This window comes from Nocardioides jejuensis (assembly GCF_004337475.1).
Taxonomy (GTDB): Bacteria; Actinomycetota; Actinomycetes; order Propionibacteriales; family Nocardioidaceae; genus Nocardioides; species Nocardioides jejuensis.
This window is the reverse complement of the sequence record NZ_SJZJ01000005.1, coordinates 1-17421: the sequence shown is the minus strand read 5'-3', so window position 1 is coordinate 17421 and position 17421 is coordinate 1. Positions and strand designations below refer to the sequence as shown.

Sequence of the window (17421 nt, the reverse complement as noted above, 5' to 3'; positions counted from 1 at the left end):
TGTCGTTGGTCGGCTCGGATCAAGCTCCGCATCCAGCGGGCAGGTATTGAGGAACCTGAGAGACGCTGAACCACGTTCCATTCTTCCTCCGGATCTCCACATCGGTCCGGCAACGCTTGACCCCGCTAATGCCGGCCGTGTATCGAACGGCCTGTCCGGTGCGGGACGTCCAAGCGGAGGTGTAGCGCTTTCCACTGCGCATGTAAACGAGGCGGGCGCGCGTGACACATGCGTCGTAGAGGCCACGGAAACCGATGTTGAAGGTGTCGGTCGTGGTCACTGAGTCGGTCCCATAGGTGGTGAATGTCGCATCATCGCACTGGTCGGTCGCCGCCACCGTGTTCTGCGATCCCCGGGTATGGACGACGTCGTGGCGGTTGCAGCGATCCGGTCGAGACGGGTTGTACTGATAGCGGGTGTAGTAGCTGCCGTCGTTACGGCGGAGTCCAACCTCGGTCCAGCAACGGATGACGGAAAACTCCCCGTAGACGGTGGAGCTGTGTCCAGAAAGCGTGTGCCAGCCCGTGTAGGCCGCGGCGCCCGAGTTGTAGTCCCGCACGTACTTCAACCGCGACCTGGACACGCACGGGTCGTATTGGTTGGTCAGGTAGATAGCAACCTGCCCCGGTTGGTCATAGGAGCCCGGACCTTGCACGTCGGAGTAGAGATTCGCGCCCCGACACTGGTTTGTGTAGAGGTCAGTTGCGTGGTTGTCAGAGGCGTTCACTACGCCATCGCCCGTCTGGGCCTGAGATGCCGGCGACGTGACGCCGACGATCGCGATACACGCGAGGATAAGAAGAAGGAGTTTGCGCATGGCCTGATCCAAGCGCCGTCTCTGACGACCCGCGGCCGACCCTGATGAAGACTCGAGGAACAGCAGATGAAGCCCTGTTCCCTGGGCGAAATCAGGCAGCCCGTGTGCGAACAGATCGCCGGCCCGAACGGCTTATCATCCGAAGCGACCCGAGATGTAGGCCTCGGTCGACTCCTGCTCGGGAGTGGAGAACATCTTCGAGGTCTTGTTGAACTCGACCAGGTGGCCCGGCTGACCCGCGGCCTTCAGGTTGAAGAAGCCGGTGTACTCCGAGACCCGTGCCGCCTGCTGCATGTTGTGCGTGACGATCACGATCGTGTAATCGGTCTTCAGTTCGTGAATCAGGTCCTCGACCGCGGCAGTCGAGATGGGGTCGAGCGCGGAGCATGGCTCGTCCATGAGGAGGACCTGCGGCTCGACCGCGATCGCGCGGGCGATGCAGAGACGCTGCTGCTGGCCGCCGGACAGGCCCATGCCGGGCTTGTTGAGGCGGTCCTTGACCTCGCTCCAGAGGTTGGCGCCGCTCAGGGCCTTCTCGACGATCGCGTCGGCGTCTGCCTTCTTCAGCTTCCTGTTGTTGAGTCGGTTCCCCGCGAGCACGTTCTCGTAGATCGACATCGTCGGGAACGGGTTCGGCCGCTGGAAGACCATGCCGACCGTACGACGCACCTCGACGGGGTCGACATTGGGCCCGTAAATCGCATCCGACCCCAGGACCACGTCACCCTCGACGCGGGCACCCGGAATCACCTCATGCATGCGGTTCAGCGTGCGGAGGAAGGTCGACTTGCCGCAGCCCGACGGACCGATGAGGGCAGTGACTGCCCGTGCCTTGATTGTGACGTTCACATCCTGCACGGCAAGGAAGTCGCCGTAGTAGATGTTGAGTCCGGAGACATCGATGCTCTTGGCCATGAGTGTGTCCTAGTCCTTCAGCGCCCGGTCTTGGGGGCAAAGATCTTTCCGATGAATCGTGCCAGCAGGTTCAGGGCCATCACGATGACAATGAGCACCAGCGCAGCACCCCACGCGCGGTCGGCGTTCGCAATCGCGCTCACGCTCGTGCCGGTGCCTTCCTGGAAGGTGCTGTAGATAAACACCGGCAGGGTCGCCATCGCCTGCGAAAACGGGTTGGTGTTCACACCGTCGGTCATGCCACAAATGATGACCAGCGGTGCGGTTTCGCCGATGACACGAGCGATAGCCAGCGTGACGCCTGTGATGATTCCCGACAGAGCCGTGGGTAGCACGACCTTTGCGATCGTCCGCCACTTCGGTACGCCGAGGGCATACGCCGCCTCTCGGAGGTCGTTGGGGACGAGCTTCAGCATCTCTTCGGTCGAGCGGACCACGACCGGGATCATCAGGAGGCTGAGGGCAATCGCTCCACCAAACGCCATCTGTGTGCCCGGGCCTAGCAGCGCGACCAGCAGCGCATAGGCGAAGAGTCCCGCCACAATCGAAGGAATGCCGGTCATGACATCTACGAGGAACGTGATCGCCTGCGCCAGGCGCGAGCCAGCGCCGTACTCGATGAGGTAGATCGCGCAGAAGATGCCGATCGGGATCGAGATGATGCCGGCCATCACAGTCACCAGCAGGGTGCCGATTAGCGCGTGGTAAATGCCGCCCTGCTGGGCGAGGATCACGTTGCGCATCGTGTAGGTCAGGAAGTCCCCATTGATCTGTGGGGCTCCCTTCGAGATGACCTTCCACAGCAACGAGACCAGAGGCAGCAGCGCTACGGCAAGCGTCGACCACACCAAGCCGGTCATGAGCCGGTCCTTTGCCTTACGTCCGTTCTCGACCACCGCGGACCACAGGGGCAGGAGCAGCAGCATCGCGCTACCGGCGACAAGCACCAGACCCGCGACACCCCAGGAGAAGAGGACCGAGGCTAGGACGCCCAGCCCAGCGGACACCACGGCGACAAGCAGCGGCGCCCAGCGCGGGAGTGCATTCGCGGTGAGCGATCGGGGCGGCAGCGTCGATGACGGGAAGGTGCTGCTCATCAGGATCCCTTCCGGCCCCGGGCGACGATGCCGCGCGCGAGGAAGTTGACGATGAACGTGATCACGAACAGCACCAAGCCGGTCGCGATCAGCGTGTTGCGCTCCACGCCAGTGCGCTCGCCGAAGCTCAGAGCGATGTTGGCGGCGATCGTAGAGGGGTTCTGCGATCCGATCAGGTTGAAGGTGACGGCAGAGCTGGCCGAGAGCACCATGGCGACCGCCATGGTTTCTCCGAGTGCTCGGCCCAGACCGAGCATGACTCCGGAGACCAATCCCGAACGGGCATAGGGGAAGACCGCCATCTTGATCATCTCCCAGCGCGTGGCGCCGAGCGCAAGCGCCGCCTCACGGTGGAGGGCAGGCGTCTGCGCGAAGATCTCGCGACAGATGGCCGTGATGATAGGGAGCACCATGATCGCGAGGACGACCCCGGCCGTGAGGATCGTTCGTCCGGTCGCGCTGGCAGGGCCGGCGAAGAATGGGATGAACGAAAGGTGGTCGGCCAGCCACGCGTAGGTCGGCTGCATCTTCGGCGCAAGCAAGGTTGCACCCCACAGGCCATAGACCACCGACGGCACGGCGGCAAGAAGGTCGATCATGTAGCCGAGCGGCGTCGCCAGTCGGCGCGGGGCGTAGAAGCCGATGACAAGCGCCGCACCGACCGCGAGCGGCGTCGCGATAAGCAGGGCGATGACGGCAGCGAGGACCGTGCCGAAGACCAGGGGCCAGGTGTATGACACGAACGAGGCCTTGCCGGCGAAGGCACTGCTCTGAGTCGTGACGATTCCGGGAATGCCCTCAACGATGAGAAACGTCGCCACACCCGCGAGAGCAATCAAGATCGTGATGCCGGCAGCACGCGCCGTGCCCGCGAAGAGCAGGTCGCCGAGACGTCGGCCGACTCGGGGAGACGCATCCGTTGTCGTCACAGGGTTACTTCCTTCTGGCAGTACAGACGCGGCGGCCCGGTAAGCCGGACCGCCGCGTCTGCTGGAGTGCCGGGGTCTTACTTCTTGACCGCGATCTTAGCGACGATCGCCGCGGCCTTGGCCTGGAGGTCGGCGCTCAGCGGAGCCGAACCAGCTGCAGCCTTGTCTGCGGCAGCGTTCTGGCCGTCGACGGAGATCGCGTAGCTCAGGTATCCCTTGACGAGGTCCGCAGTCGCAGCGTCGTCGTAGTGCTGGCACGCGATGAGGTAGGACGCGAGAATGATCGGGTAGGCGCCCGCCTCGGTCGTGGTGCGATCGATGTCCATCGCCATGTCGACGTCCGAGCGGCCGGCGACCGGCTTGGAGACGGCGAGCGTCTTGGCAGCACCCTCGGCGGACGGAGCGACGTAGGCCTTGCCGACCTGGATCGACGCGGCGGTCAGGTCACCGATGGCCGAGTGATCGGCGTAGCCGATGGTGTTCTCGCCCGAGGTGACGGCGCCGACGACACCGTCCGTCTTCGCAGCGGACTCACCCTTGAGCCCGGCGGGCCAGACCTTGTCCTTGGCGTGCGGCCAGGCCTTGCCGGCGGCCTGCGCGAGGTAGTCGGTGAAGTTCTCCGTGGTGCCCGACTCGTCCGAGCGGTGCACCGGCGAGATCGCGGCGTCGGGGAGCTTGGCACCCGGGTTCTCGGCGACGATCTCGGCGTCGTTCCACTTGGTGATCTTGTCGTTGAAGATCTTCGCCAGGGTGCCCGCGGTGAGCTGCAGGTTGTCGACGCCCTTGACGTTGTAGATGACGGCGATCGGGGACACGTAGGCCGGAACCTCAACCGGGGCCTCGCCACCGCAGCGCGCAGTGGCGGCCGTCAGCTCGAGGCCTTCCTTGCCCTTCGACGCGTCGTCCTTGATGTAGGAGTCCGAGCCGGCGAAGTCGAGTGACCCGTCGTTGAAGCCGGTGCGGCCACCACCCGAGCCGAGCTCGGAGTTGTAGTTGATCGTCGCGCCGCTGTTGTCGGTCTGGAAGCCCGACTTCCAGACGTCCTGCGCCGTGGCCTGGGCGCTCGAACCGCCACCGTTGAGGGTGCCGGTCAGGCCAGAGGCGGAGGTGCCGCCGTTCTGGTCACCACAGGCAGTGAGGGAAACGCCGAGCGCGAGCGCGACGATGGCCGGGGCAACCCGGCGGGCGGAAGTGGCGATCACTTCGAACTCCTGATGTCTGGTTGGACTGTCAGCGAGGACGCTAGGGACGCGAAGTGTCCGAATTCGTGGGCGCAGGTGAACGGGCGGCAAATGGTCGCCGCCGTTTCGGCATCATCCGGCTGTCAGCGAGACGACCATCACGCAAACTGGCCTTGCGCAGACCGGATCCGCCGTTTACGGCCGGGTCAGCGGACCGCGTGCCGCTCGGTCGCAACGACCCGGCCGTTGCGGTGGTGGACCACCACCATCTCCCCCGGCTCGAGCTTGGGATCGTCGAGCCCGAGCACCTCGAAGATGGCCGGCAGGACCGGTCGGTGGCTGCAGACCACCGTGCGCCGGCCGCTGTCGATGAGCACCTGCACGCGATCAGCAACGCCGAGGGTCGTCGCGTCCTCCTCCGACAGCCCGTCGTCCGCCTTCACGGTGCGGCCGGTGGCGTCGGCGTACGGCACGAGGGTGGTAACGCAGCGGGTACTGCTCGAGCTGACCAGGCGCGTCACGTCGTACGCCGCGAGAAGGGGCACGAGCCGGTCGGCCTGGTGCTCGCCCAGCTTGAGCAACGGCCGGAACCGGTCGTCCGCGCGCCAGCGCGAACGGGCGCGGGCACGACCGTGGCGGAGCACGATCAGGGTCGCGGTGCGCTTGCGCCGCTTGATCGCCTGCTTGAGGGTCGCGCGGTCGCGGGAGTAGCTGAGCCGTCCTGCGGCGTCCTCGACCGGCACCCAGGCGACCTGGTCGATCTCGCGGTTGGGCACGTACGCCGACACGTCGTCGCCCTCGAGCGGCCGCGCCACCCAGTAGTGCACGACCTTCGAGCGACCGCCCTGGACGACGTACAGCTGGTCGTCGAGCGGGCGTCCCAGGCGGACCGCGAGCCCGGTCTCCTCCGCGACCTCGCGCACCGCCGCCACCGTGGCGTGCTCGCTCCGGTCGAGCTTGCCCTTGGGGAAGGACCAGTCGTCGTACTTCGGCCTGTGCACGAGGAGGACCTCGAGGACACCATCCTTGCGGCGCAGCACCACAGCACCGGCGGCCACGACAGGGGCGACGGGAATCGGACGGCGCGCAGACACGGCGCTAGTCTCACATCACCGCAGCCGGAGCATGAGGGAGACCGCACCGTGACCGTCCGGGACGCTCTCGTCGGACGCACCCGTCGTGGGGTGCTGCTCCGCCTTCTGGTCATCCTCGCGGTCCTCGCCCTCCTCCTCACGTACGCCGCATGGCCGCGGTCGACGGCGTTCTCCCGCGCGGCGGAGCTGCTGCCGAAGGGGGCCCAGCGGGTGCTCTGGACGGACTGGGCCGGGATCCGCGCTGCCGGCGACTGCACCGCGTGGCCGGCGTGCGAGGGCGCTCTCGCGGAAAAGGACCTCGACTCCTCCTCGGTGCTGATCACCTCCGCCGACGCACTGGAGCAGCACTTCCACTGGGGGCCGCAGACGATCGGAACGGAGCTCCTCGGGCAGGCAGCGGACGGGCAGGTGCTCGTCATCGGTGGCCTGTCGCGCGACCGGCTCACGTCGATCGCCCGGGCCTATGAGGATGCCGGCTTCACTCCCCCGAAGGACCACCGCACCGACGGCGGCGTGTGGGAGGGCGGCCCCGACCTGCTCAGCGAGCTCGACATCCAGGAGCCGCTCTTCGGCGAGGTCGCGTTCCTCCCCGACCGGGGCGTGCTGCTGACCTCCGACAGCGCCGCGTACCTGAAGGCCGCGGTGAAGACGGCTCGTGCGGGCAACGGGCTCGACCTCTCCCTGGTCCGCCAGCTCGGCGCACCGCTCGCTGCGGTCGCGCTGGCCGGCGACCGCGCGTGCGCCGAGCTCTCCTTCGCCACCGCCGACACGGACGCGCAGGCACAGGCCACCCAGCTGGTGACTGACGCCGGCGGGGTCACCCCGCTCGCGGGCTACGCGGTCGGACTGGGTGCAGATCGGGCATGGACGGCCGCGTTCGCCTTCGAGTCAGGCGACCGCGCCCGCCACGACCTGCTCCCCCGACAGCGGCTCGCCGCCGCAAACGATCCGGGGCAGATGGTCGACTACCCCGACCTGTTCACCGTCGACGACGCGCGTCGCGACGGCAGCGAGGTCGTCCTGACCGGCCACGCCCGCCCGTCGGCGTACGCGCTGTCGCAGGTGACGCAGGGGCCGGTGCTGCTGGCCTCCTGCTGATCGGCCTTGCGATACCGATCAGTACGGTCCTTTTCGTGCCCCATCAGGGGCTGTACTGATCGGTATCGCGTCAGCTCAGCGCTTGCGGCGCTGGGCAGCGATCAGCTCGGCCTGCAGGTCGACGCTGCCACCGTTGTGCTTCCAGGTGCCGTCCGCGGCCAGCTCCCACGCGGAGGTGTCCTCGGCGAAGGCGAGGTCCATCAGCGAGCGGACCTTCTCCACCTGGGCCGCGCCCGGCAGCCGGACCAGTGCCTCGACGCGGCGGTCGAGGTTGCGGTGCATCATGTCGGCCGAGCCGATCCAGGCGACCGGCTCGCCGCCGTTCTCGAACGAGAAGACGCGCGAGTGCTCGAGGAACCGGCCCAGCACGGACCGCACCTCGATCGTCTCGGACAGGCCCGCGACGCCCGGACGCAGCGCGCAGATGCCGCGCACGAGCAGCCTCACCGGCACGCCGGACTGCGAGGCGAGGTAGAGCGCATCGATCACACCCTCGTCCACGACGGAGTTCGCCTTCAGCCGTACGCCGGCCGGCCGGCCCGCGCGGTGGTGGGCGATCTCGGCGTGGATCTGCTCGACCAGCCCGTCGCGCACGGAGTCGGGGGCGACCAGCAGCTCGGCGTACCTCGCGTTGCGGGAGAATCCGCTGAGGTTGTTGAACAGGTGAGCGACGTCCTCGCCGATCGCGTCGTCGGCGGTCAGCAGGCCGAAGTCCTCGTAGAGGCGCGCGGTCTTGGGGTTGTAGTTGCCCGTGCCGATGTGGGTGTAGCGACGGATGCCGTCCGGCTCGTCACGCACGACCATCGCCAGCTTGCAGTGCGTCTTCAGGCCGACCAGGCCGTAGACGACGTGGACGCCGGCGTGCTCGAGCTTGCGGGCCCAGCGGATGTTGTTGGACTCGTCGAAGCGGGCCTTGATCTCGACGAGCGCCATGACCTGCTTGCCGGCCTCGGCGGCGTCGATCAGCGCATCCACGATGGGCGAGTCACCCGAGGTCCGGTAGAGCGTCTGCTTGATCGCGAGCACGTGCGGGTCAGCCGCCGCCTGCTCGATGAAGCGCTGCACCGACGTCGAGAACGAGTCGTACGGGTGGTGCAGGAGTACGTCGCCACGCCGCATCGCCTTGAAGACGTCGACCGCGCCGGCACTCTCGACCGGGGCGAGCTGGCGGTTGGTCGACGGCACGAACGCCTCGAACTTGAGATCGTCACGGTCCAGGTCGGCGATGTCGTGGAGACCGCGCAGGTCCAGCGGCCCGGGCAGGCGGTAGACCTCGGGCTCGGTGATGCCCAGCTCGGACACGAGAAGGTCGAGCACCTCCGGGTCGATCGACTCCTCGACCTCGAGACGGACCGGCGGGCCGAACTTGCGACGCAGCAGCTCCTTCTCGAGGGCGGCGAGGAGGTTCTCGGCGTCGTCCTCCTCGACCTCGAGATCCTCGTTGCGGGTGACGCGGAAGGTGTGGACCTTCAGCACCTCCATGCCCGGGAAGAGCTTCTTGAGGTGCTCGCCGATGACGTCCTCGAGCGGCACGAAGCGCTGGTTGCCGAGCGACACGAAGCGGTCGAAGATCGGCGGCACCTTCACGCGGGCGAAGTGCTCCTTGCCGGTCTTCGGGTGGCGGACGACGACGGCCAGGTTGAGCGAGAGACCCGAGATGTACGGGAACGGGTGGGCCGGGTCGACAGCGAGCGGCGTGAGCACCGGGAAGATGCGCGCCTTGAAGAGCTTCTTGCAGTACTTCTGCTCCTCCTCCTCGAGGTCGGCCCACCGGACGAGCTCGATGCCCTCCTCGAGCAGTGCCGGCACGACCTGGTTCTGGAAGACGTCGGCGTGGCGGTCCATCAGCTCACGGGTGCCGGACCAGATGGTCTCGAGGACCTCCTTCGGCAGGTGCCCGCTGGCGGAGCGGACCGCGACACCGGCGGCGATGCGACGCTTGAGGCCGGCCACGCGCACCATGAAGAACTCGTCGAGGTTGCTCGCGAAGATCGCCAGGAAGCGGGCCCGCTCGAGCAGCGGGAGCCCGGTGTCCTCGGCCAGCTCGAGGACGCGCTGGTTGAAGCGCAGCCACGACTGCTCCCGGTCCAGGAACCGGTCGGGGAACGCCTCGAGCGCAGCCAGCGCCGCCTCGTCCGGCACGTAGGGAGGCTCCACGTCGAAGGTCTCCATCGCTGCGGTCGGCCGCTCAGCGAGCGGCCCCTCCTCGATCGAGCCACCGGTGTGCGAGGGAAGAGCTTCTTGAGTCACGGCACGAGTGTTTCACCTCACCGTGAACGGCAGGTGACGCGGCGTACCGCTAGCGTCAGCGCGTGCACCTCGACCTCCCCCTTCCCGTGAAGTCCGCCGCGATCCGCGGCTTCCTCGCCCTGCCGCGCCCCGCGCTGCGGGCCTTTGCCGGCAAGCCCGTCGTCATCGACGGCAACACGCTCGACCTCGAGGTGCAGGCCGCCCTGCGCATGATGGCGCTCACCCGCGAGCCGGAGTTCGGCCACGGCCCGATCGCGACCGCCCGTGCCCACACCGTCGCGAGCGGTCGCGCCGTCGGGGGCAACCAGCCGATCGGCTCCGTGCGCCCGATCGACGCCGGCGGGATTCCTGCCCGTCTCTACATCCCGCGCGCCGACTCCGACGCGCTCCTCGTCTACATCCACGGCGGCGGCTGGATCGTCGGCGACCTCGACTCGCACGACGCGACCTGCCGCGTGCTGGCCGAGAAGGCCGGCGTGCGCGTGCTGTCGCTCGACTACCGCCTGGCCCCCGAGCACCCGTTCCCCGCGGCGTACGACGACTGCATGACGGCGTACCGCTGGGTCGTGGCGAACGCCGCGGAGCTCGGCGCCGACCCGACGCGCCTCGCCGTCGGCGGTGACTCGGCCGGCGGCAACCTGGCTGCCGCGGTCGCGCTGCAGGCTGCCGAGGAGGGCCTCCCGCTCGCCTTCCAGCTGCTGATCTACCCGGCCACCGACCCGAAGGCGGGCACAGAAAGCCACCGCCTCTTCGACGCCGGGTTCTTCCTGACGCGTGCGGCGATGGACCGCGCCTCGGACGACTACGTGCCCACCCCTGCGCAGCGCACGCACCCGCGCCACGCGGTCATCGACGCCACCGTCCCGGCCGGCCTGGCCCCGGCGTACGTCTGCACGGCGGGCTTCGACCCGCTCCGCGACGAGGGCGAGGCGTACGCCGACAAGCTGGCCGCCGCCGGCGTCGAGGTGGAGTACGAGTGCTTCACCGGCCAGATCCACGGCTTCGCGAACTGGACCGGCGCCGGGCGCTCCGGCCCGGCCGCCGTCGCCCGGCTCGCCGAGGTCCTGAAGGCCGGCCTGGCGGTCACGGCGTGATCCGTCGACCCCTCGACCCGGCCGAGCGCTACTACGCGCTCGTCGACAGGAGCTGGTCGACCATCATCGTGGCGTCGGCCGAGCTCACCCGCCGGTTCGCGCTCGACGAGGTGGACGCCGCCTGGCGCCGGACCGCGAGCGCACGCCTGACGGAGATCGACGGCGCTCCCGGCTTCGAGTCCTGCCCACCGGGACCCCTTGTCCAGCTCACGGGGTCGGTCGACGAAGTGACGCTGGCGGAGTTCCAGCGCCCGTTCACCCCCGGCGACGCGCTGACCCGCTGCGCCTACGTCGAGCTGCCCGACGGCCGCAGCGCCGTCGTCGTCACGACGCACCACGTGCTCACCGACGGCTACGGCTCCGCCTCACTGGTGCGCGACCTCTGCCGCCTGCTCGACGGCCAGGAGGCGGCCTCCAGCGCCCTCCTCGGGGACCGCACCGTCATGCCCGGCCTCCAGCCCGGCCACCGGTTCTCGGAGGACCGGCGGGCGATGATCGACCTGATGCGCACGCTCAAGGCGGAGCAGGTCGACCTCGGCGGCCTCGATCCCCTGCCCTGGCACGCGCGCAACGACGGCTCCCGGCGCCTCGACTACCGCACGGTGACGCTGAGCCGCGAGGAGACCTCTGCGCTGGTCGCCGGCGTCCGTGCCCACGGCGCGACGATGAACGGCGCCCTCGGCGCCGCCAGCCTGCGGGTCATGCACGGCCTCTGCGCCACGGACGACCAGCACGTCCACCAGCTCACCTCCACCGCCGACATGCGCGCCCGCCAGCACCCGCCGGTGACCGACGGCTACGACGGCATGTACGCCGCCCTCGTGTCCGCGCCCTTCACCGTCGGTGGCGACCGGGCCTTCGAGGACCTGTCCGCATCGGTCGCGGAGCGCATGCGCACCGGCATCGCGCGCGGCGAGGGCTCGCTCTTCCTGCACTCGGTGGCGATGGGCCTCGGTGCGGACGACGGGCGAGCCGCCGACCGGGTCCGTCAGCAGCTGCTGGGCGCGCCGCAGACGGTGATGATGAGCAACGTCGGCCCGATCGACGACACGGGCGATCCGGAGTGGGTCGAGTTCGTGACCTGCATGATGACCTCGACGCCCAACCAGGGCTGGTTCATCGCGGCCATGACCTATCGCGGCCGCCTGCGCCTGGCGCTGAGCCTCGACGAGGCCGCGCTGCCGGTCACGGCCGACGACGTGCTCTCCGGGATGCTCGCCGAGCTCCGCTTCGAGCGCTGACGACAGACACGAACGCCCCGCCGGTCCGGAGACCAGCGGGGCGTTCGGCGTTCGGGGGTCAGACCTCGGAGGTCAGACCGGCAGGACCAGCTTCAGCACGCCGTACGACGCGGCGGCGGCCAGCGCGGCACACGGGAACGTCAGCACCCAGGCCATGACGATGGTGCCCGCCATGTTCCACTGCACGGCCCGTCGACCGCGGGTCGCGCCCGCGCCCATGACGGCCGAGGTGATCGTGTGGGTCGTCGAGACCGGCGCCTTGAAGTGGATCGCCATCACGTAGAGGACGCTCGTGGCCACCGACTCCGCGGCGAAGCCCGACGGCGGGTCGAGCTTGATGATCTTGCGGCCGATGGTCCGCATGATCCGCCAGCCGCCGGAGTACGTGCCGAGGCTGATCGCGCCGGCGGCACCGACGATGACCCAGATCGGCAGGTGGTCGATGTCGTACCTCGTGTGGTCGTAGGTGACGAGGGCGATGAGGATGACGCCCATCGTCTTCTGCGCGTCCTGGAGGCCGTGGCCGAGCGCGAGCGCGGCGGCCGAGAAGACCTGGAGGAAGCGGAAGCGACGGTTGATCACGTGCGGGTTGCGCTTCCGCAGGATCCAGGTGAACGCCAGCATCAGCAGGAACGCGAGCGTGAATCCGACGACCGGGGAGACGATCATCGGGACGACGACCTTCTCCTTGATGATCGCCCAGTTGACCGTCGCGCCACCGACGAGGCCGGCGCCGACGAGCGCTCCGATCAGCGCGTGCGACGAGGACGACGGCAGGCCGAAGTACCAGGTGATCAGGTTCCAGCTGATGGCACCGAGGAGGGCGCCGAGCACGATCACCAGACCGTGTGTCCCGCTGATCGACCCGATGGTGTCGGCGACCGTGTGGGCCACCTCTGTGCCGATGAGGGCACCGATGAAGTTCATGACGGCCGCCAGGATGAGGGCGACCTTCGGCGTCAGCGCGCGGGTCGAGACCGAGGTCGCGATGGCGTTGGCTGCGTCGTGGAAACCGTTCGTGTAGTCGAACGCGAGAGCGATCACCACGAGGGTGATCAGGACGGCGAGCTCCACGAGGTCAGGACTCCTTGACGGCGATCTGCTCGACGATGTTGGCCACCGTCTCGAAGCCGTCGATGCCGCTCTCCAGCGACTCGATGATGTCCTTCAGCTTGAGCACCTCGAGCGCCTTGAAGTCACCACTGAAGAGCTCGGCGAGCGTGCGCCGGAAGATCTTGTCGCCGCTGTTCTCGAGGCGGTTGACCTCGATCCAGTACTCGGCCAGGTCCTTCATGGACTGGAGCTTCGGCATCGCCGCAGCGGTCACCTCAGCGCACTGCTGCAGCACCTCGACGAGCTTGGAGACGCCCGCGGGGATCTCCTTCACCTCGTAGAGGAGGATCTCGTCGACGGCCTCGTCCATGAAGTCCATGACGTCGTCGAGGCCGGAGGCGAGGGCATAGATGTCCTCGCGATCGAAGGGCGTCACGAAGGTGCTGTTGACGCGCCGCACGATCTCGTGGGTCGTCTCGTCCGCCTGGTGCTCGGCCTCGCGCATGCGCTGGGCCACCGCCTCGCGGTCCGCACCGTCGGCGAGCATCTCGGCAAGCAGGCCGGCGCCCACCACGAGGTGCTGCGCGGACGCAGTGAAGAGGTCGTAGAACGTCGTGTCGACAGGACGGATGCGGAAGGCCACAGTGAACTCCGAGTGAGGAGGAGCGGAACGCGAAACATGCTAGGGGCAACAGCGGCGTGTCGCGCAACGCGCGCGGTCACCGCGCGGGGCGGAACCCGCGCAGCTGGAGACTGTTGGTGACCACGAACACGGAGGAGAGCGCCATCGCGGCTCCGGCGAACATCGGGCTCAGCAGGCCGGCGGCGGCGAGCGGGATGCCGGCCACGTTGTAGGCGAAGGCCCAGAAGAGGTTCGCCTTGATCGTGCGCAGCGTCCGCCGCGAGAGCCGGATCGCGTCGACAGCGGTCACGAGATCGGTCCGCACCAGCGTCAGATCTCCGGCCTCGATGGCGACGTCGGAGCCGCTTCCCATCGCGATGCCGAGGTCCGCCTGCGCAAGCGCGGCAGCATCGTTGACCCCGTCGCCCACCATCGCGACGACGCGGCCGGCAGCCTGGAGGCGGCGTACCTCGGCCAGCTTGTCGGCGGGCAGCACCTCGGCGATCACCTCGGTGATGCCGACCTGGTCCGCGACCGCCCGCGCGCTGCCGGCGTTGTCGCCGGTCAGCAGGACGACGTCCAGCCCGAGCGAGCGGAAGCGCCGTACGGCATCGGCCGAGGTAGGCCGGACACCGTCCGCCACCCCGAGTACGCCGCGGGCCCGGCCACCCCAGGCGACGACCACCGTGGTCTCGCCACGGGCGCCGGCGGCCTCGACCGCCTCGGCAAGCAGCGCCGGGATCTCGATTCCCCGGTCAGCGAGCAGCTGGCTACGCCCGACGAGCACGAGCTCGCCGTCGACGTTCGCCTGTGCCCCGAGTCCGGGAAGCGCCACGAAGTCCGCCGAGACCCGGGTTTTGGCGCCCCGAGACCCGGGTTCTGACGTGTCGAGTCCCGGGCCCTGACGGGCACCCTCGACGATCGCGGCGGCGACCGGATGCTCCGAGCCCGCCTCGACGGCAGCGGCCAGGTCGAGGACGCGTGCGCGGTCCTCGCCCGCCTCGACGACCACCGAGACCAGTGACATCCGGCCCTTGGTGACGGTGCCGGTCTTGTCGAGGACGATCGTGTCGACGCGGCGCGTGGACTCGAGGACCTCCGGACCACGGATCAGGATGCCGAGCTGCGCACCGCGGCCGGTGCCGACCATGAGGGCGGTCGGCGTCGCCAGGCCGAGCGCGCACGGGCAGGCGATGACGAGGACGCTGACGGCGGCGTTGAGGGCGAGCCCCGCAGCCGCACCGGTGCCCAGCCAGAAGCCGAGGGTGCCGAGCGCGACCATGATGACGACGGGCACGAAGACAGCCGAGACGCGGTCGGCGAGGCGCTGCACCGCGGCCTTGCCGGCCTGCGCCTCCTCGACGAGCTGCGCCATCCGGGCGAGCTGGGTGTCCGCTCCGACCCGCGTCGCCCGGACCACCAGGCGTCCGCTCGCGTTGACGGAAGCGCCGATCACCTCGGCGCCCGGTCCGACCTCGACCGGCATCGGCTCGCCCGTGAGCAACGAGACGTCCACCGCCGAGAGGCCGTCCTCGACCATGCCGTCGGTGGCCACCCGCTCACCGGGCCGCACCACGAAGAGGTCCCCGACGACGAGGTCCTCGACCGGCACCCGCTGCTCGACGCCATCGCGCAGGACGGCGACGTCCCGCGCACCCAGCTCGAGCAGCCGGCGCAGGGCATCGCCTGCGTGCCGCTTGGCGCGCGTCTCGAGCCACCGTCCCGCGAGCAGGAACGTCGTGACGCCGGCGGCCGCTTCGAGGTAGATGTCCCCCGCTCCCCCGGTACGCCGCGGCACCAGCTCGAAGTGGTGGACCATGCCCAGGTGCCCGGCCGTGCCGAAGAACAGCGCGTAGGCCGACCAGCCGTACGCCACCAGCGTGCCGAGGCTGACCAGGGTGTCCATCGTCGACGTCGCGTGGCGCGCGTTGACGAACGCCGCCCGGTGGAACGGCCAACCCGCCCACAGCACCACCGGCGTGGCCAGGGCGAACGACGCCCACTGCCAGCCGGAGAACTGCCACGCCGGCACCATCGCGAGCAGCACCACCGGCAGCGTCAGCACCGCCGACACGAGCACCCGCAGGCCCGGCGAGACGGTCACGGTCGCTGCCGGGGCGGCCGCGTCTGCCACGGCGTACCCGGCTGCTTCGACGGCGTCGACGAGCTGCTGGCGCGTGACCTCCGCGGCGACCGCGATCGACGCCTTCTCGGTGGCGTAGTTGACCGTGGCGCTGACCCCGTCGAGCTTGTTGAGCTTGCGCTCGATGCGGTTCGCGCAGGAGGCGCAGGTCATCCCCTCGATCTGGAGCTCGACCCGCGCAGCGGTGGGATCAGTGGTGGTCATGGCCTTCCATGTCTCCCATGTCCATGTGCTCCCCCATGCCGGAGCCGGGGCCGTCGACCTCGATCCGCCGCACGAACGTCGCGTCGTGGACCTTGCCGTCCACCTGGAAGTCGAGGTGCAGGACCCACAGACCGGAGTTGCCCGGCGCGACGTGGAAGCCGACCGTGTTGCCCTGCGCCGCCATCGCATGGGCGTGGAGGTAGTCGAGCGACTCGGTCCGGATGCCGACGAGGTGACCGCCCGCGCCCAGATACGGCTGCAGCGTCACCGGCTTGCCGTCCTTCGTGACCGTGAAGGTGTACGCCATCCCGTCGGCCTTGAGCGCCACGTCGTAGCCGTCGACCGTTGCGGTGTCGGTGGCGCGGACGTTGAAGGCCGGCATGCCTGCGCTGATCCCTGGCTCACTGAAGTCCGCCGTCAGGACCTGACCATCCGCACCGCTCGGCTTCGTGTCGGCGTACAGGCGATAGAAACCAGGGCCGAGCTCAAGCGTCGTTGACCACGTTCCGTCCGACGCCATCGTCGGGTGGACGTGCTCGTACACCCGCGGGTCGCCCTTCTCGACGACTATCAGGTGCAGCTTCTTCTCGTGCACCGTGTCGAACTCGGTGACCACCTTCCCCTTCGGATCCAGCACCTCGAAACGAAGCGGCTGCTTGTCCTTGAGGACGTCGCCGTCCAGCAACTTCACGGAGTATGTCGGCGCCGGCTTGCTGCTGTCCTTCGGCGTCGCGTCCTTCTTGTGACCGGCGACCTGCCCGAACCCGAAGGCGAGCACGAAGGCACCCACGGCGACGAGGATGAACACGATCCGGTTGCGCATCAGCTGGGTCATGCGAGCTGGTACCCCGCCTCCGCGACGGCGGCCGCGACGACGTCGCGGGACAGCTCAACGTCGCTGGTCACGGTGACCGCGCCAGTCGTCAACTCGACGGCAACAGAGGTGACGCCGGCGACCTCCTGCAGCTCCTCGGTGACCGAGGCGACGCAGTGGCCGCAGGTCATGCCGGTGACGGTCCAGGTGGTGGTGCTCATGGGGAATCCTTTCGGAGGGTCAGGAACGGAGGAGACGGGCGATCGCGGCGGAGGCTTCCTTCACCTTGGCGTCGGCCTCGGCGTCGCCGGTGCGTGCGGCGTCCACGACGCAGTGACCGAGATGGTCCTCGAGCAGGCCCATCGAGACGGCCTGCAGGCCCTTCGTGACGGCGGAGACCTGCGTGAGGATGTCGATGCAGTACTGCTCCTGCTCGACCATGCGCTGCAGTCCGCGCACCTGCCCCTCGATGCGGCGCAGCCGCTTCAGGTAGGCGTCCTTGTCTCCGATGTAGCCGTGGCCGGCATGCTCGTCGTGCATACCGGCCACAATACCCCTAGGGGGTATATCTATTCCCCGATCGCCGCCGGGTCGCCGTTCTCGGGTACGACGCCGAGGATGGCGTCGATCTCGTCCTGGTCGAGCGGCCCAGCCGCCTCGCTCGCAGCGATGATCAGGTTGGTGGTCATCTCGACCTCGCCGAGGAGGTCAGGGTCCTCGAGTGACACGTCGAACTGGTCGGACATCGCCGCCTCCCTCCGGTTGCTCCACACCCATCGTGCCGGACGCCGGGCAGCGTCGCACGGAAAGTCCCGGTTTGGGTTCCACGGAGTGGACCCCGGAAATGGGAGGAGTCCCGGACCCCAGCA

Annotated in this window: 17 protein-coding genes; 3 read left to right on the top strand and 14 right to left on the bottom strand. The window is 68.8% G+C overall.

Annotated features, from left to right (window positions below):
• Positions 1–19: 19 nt before the first annotated feature.
• From EPD65_RS04505 to EPD65_RS04480, 6 genes are all read right to left on the bottom strand, one after another.
• Entirely contained in the window at positions 20–817 is a 798-nt protein-coding gene (locus tag EPD65_RS04505; protein ID WP_131581977.1) for a hypothetical protein, read from the bottom strand.
• A gap of 135 nt (positions 818–952) precedes the next feature.
• Positions 953–1732, bottom strand: coding sequence for a phosphate ABC transporter ATP-binding protein PstB (gene pstB / locus EPD65_RS04500; protein ID WP_131581976.1), 780 nt, complete (start codon positions 1730–1732; stop codon positions 953–955).
• Positions 1733–1749: 17 nt separating this feature from the next.
• Positions 1750–2829: a phosphate ABC transporter permease PstA gene (pstA, locus tag EPD65_RS04495; RefSeq protein WP_131581975.1), complete on the bottom strand. Its 1080-nt coding sequence runs from the start codon at positions 2827–2829 to the stop codon at positions 1750–1752.
• Positions 2829–3758, bottom strand: coding sequence for a phosphate ABC transporter permease subunit PstC (gene pstC / locus EPD65_RS04490; RefSeq protein ID WP_131581974.1), 930 nt, complete (start codon positions 3756–3758; stop codon positions 2829–2831). The genes pstA and pstC overlap by 1 nt, the downstream gene beginning before the upstream one ends.
• A 77-nt stretch (positions 3759–3835) precedes the next feature.
• On the bottom strand, positions 3836–4960 hold the full coding sequence (locus tag EPD65_RS04485; protein WP_131581973.1) for a phosphate ABC transporter substrate-binding protein PstS: 1125 nt from the start codon (positions 4958–4960) through the stop codon (positions 3836–3838).
• Between the two features lie 185 nt (positions 4961–5145).
• The gene (locus EPD65_RS04480) at positions 5146–6033 is read right to left on the bottom strand and encodes an NUDIX hydrolase (protein ID WP_243640445.1); all 888 of its coding nucleotides are present in this window, start codon (positions 6031–6033) and stop codon (positions 5146–5148) included.
• A gap of 48 nt (positions 6034–6081) precedes the next feature.
• Between EPD65_RS04480 and EPD65_RS16170 the strand changes: the two genes are divergently transcribed.
• Complete coding sequence (locus tag EPD65_RS16170; RefSeq protein ID WP_165872874.1) at positions 6082–7131, top strand: hypothetical protein; 1050 nt, start codon at positions 6082–6084, stop codon at positions 7129–7131.
• Between the two features lie 75 nt (positions 7132–7206).
• Here EPD65_RS16170 and EPD65_RS04470 read toward each other — a convergent pair whose 3' ends face one another.
• Entirely contained in the window at positions 7207–9303 is a 2097-nt protein-coding gene (locus EPD65_RS04470) for an RNA degradosome polyphosphate kinase (protein ID WP_131582079.1), read from the bottom strand.
• Positions 9304–9443: 140 nt separating this feature from the next.
• Between EPD65_RS04470 and EPD65_RS04465 the strand changes: the two genes are divergently transcribed.
• Together EPD65_RS04465 and EPD65_RS04460 are read left to right on the top strand one after the other, a co-directional pair.
• Complete coding sequence (locus tag EPD65_RS04465) at positions 9444–10475, top strand: alpha/beta hydrolase (RefSeq protein WP_131581972.1); 1032 nt, start codon at positions 9444–9446, stop codon at positions 10473–10475.
• Complete coding sequence (locus EPD65_RS04460; RefSeq protein ID WP_131581971.1) at positions 10472–11716, top strand: phthiocerol/phthiodiolone dimycocerosyl transferase family protein; 1245 nt, start codon at positions 10472–10474, stop codon at positions 11714–11716. The genes EPD65_RS04465 and EPD65_RS04460 overlap by 4 nt, the downstream gene beginning before the upstream one ends.
• 72 nt (positions 11717–11788) lie before the next feature.
• Here the strand turns inward: EPD65_RS04460 and EPD65_RS04455 are convergent, their stop codons facing one another.
• The 7 genes from EPD65_RS04455 to EPD65_RS16165 form a co-directional block, all read right to left on the bottom strand.
• Positions 11789–12790 carry an inorganic phosphate transporter gene (locus EPD65_RS04455; RefSeq protein ID WP_131581970.1) on the bottom strand — a complete coding sequence of 334 codons (1002 nt, stop codon included), beginning with the start codon at positions 12788–12790 and terminating at the stop codon, positions 11789–11791.
• Positions 12791–12794: 4 nt separating this feature from the next.
• Positions 12795–13412: a DUF47 domain-containing protein gene (locus tag EPD65_RS04450; RefSeq protein WP_131581969.1), complete on the bottom strand. Its 618-nt coding sequence runs from the start codon at positions 13410–13412 to the stop codon at positions 12795–12797.
• A 76-nt stretch (positions 13413–13488) separates the two neighbouring features.
• A complete protein-coding gene (locus tag EPD65_RS04445; RefSeq protein ID WP_131581968.1) occupies positions 13489–15738 on the bottom strand; it encodes a heavy metal translocating P-type ATPase in 2250 nt (749 codons plus the stop codon).
• Positions 15725–16573, bottom strand: coding sequence for a hypothetical protein (locus EPD65_RS04440; protein WP_131581967.1), 849 nt, complete (start codon positions 16571–16573; stop codon positions 15725–15727). The genes EPD65_RS04445 and EPD65_RS04440 overlap by 14 nt, the downstream gene beginning before the upstream one ends.
• The gene (locus EPD65_RS04435; RefSeq protein WP_131581966.1) at positions 16570–16773 is read right to left on the bottom strand and encodes a heavy-metal-associated domain-containing protein; all 204 of its coding nucleotides are present in this window, start codon (positions 16771–16773) and stop codon (positions 16570–16572) included. Before EPD65_RS04435 ends, EPD65_RS04440 begins: the two co-directional genes overlap by 4 nt.
• Positions 16774–16792: 19 nt before the next feature.
• The gene (locus EPD65_RS04430; protein ID WP_131581965.1) at positions 16793–17092 is read right to left on the bottom strand and encodes a metal-sensitive transcriptional regulator; all 300 of its coding nucleotides are present in this window, start codon (positions 17090–17092) and stop codon (positions 16793–16795) included.
• 29 nt (positions 17093–17121) lie between these two features.
• Positions 17122–17298 carry a hypothetical protein gene (locus EPD65_RS16165; protein WP_165872873.1) on the bottom strand — a complete coding sequence of 59 codons (177 nt, stop codon included), beginning with the start codon at positions 17296–17298 and terminating at the stop codon, positions 17122–17124.
• Between the last annotated feature and the right edge of the window lie 123 nt (positions 17299–17421).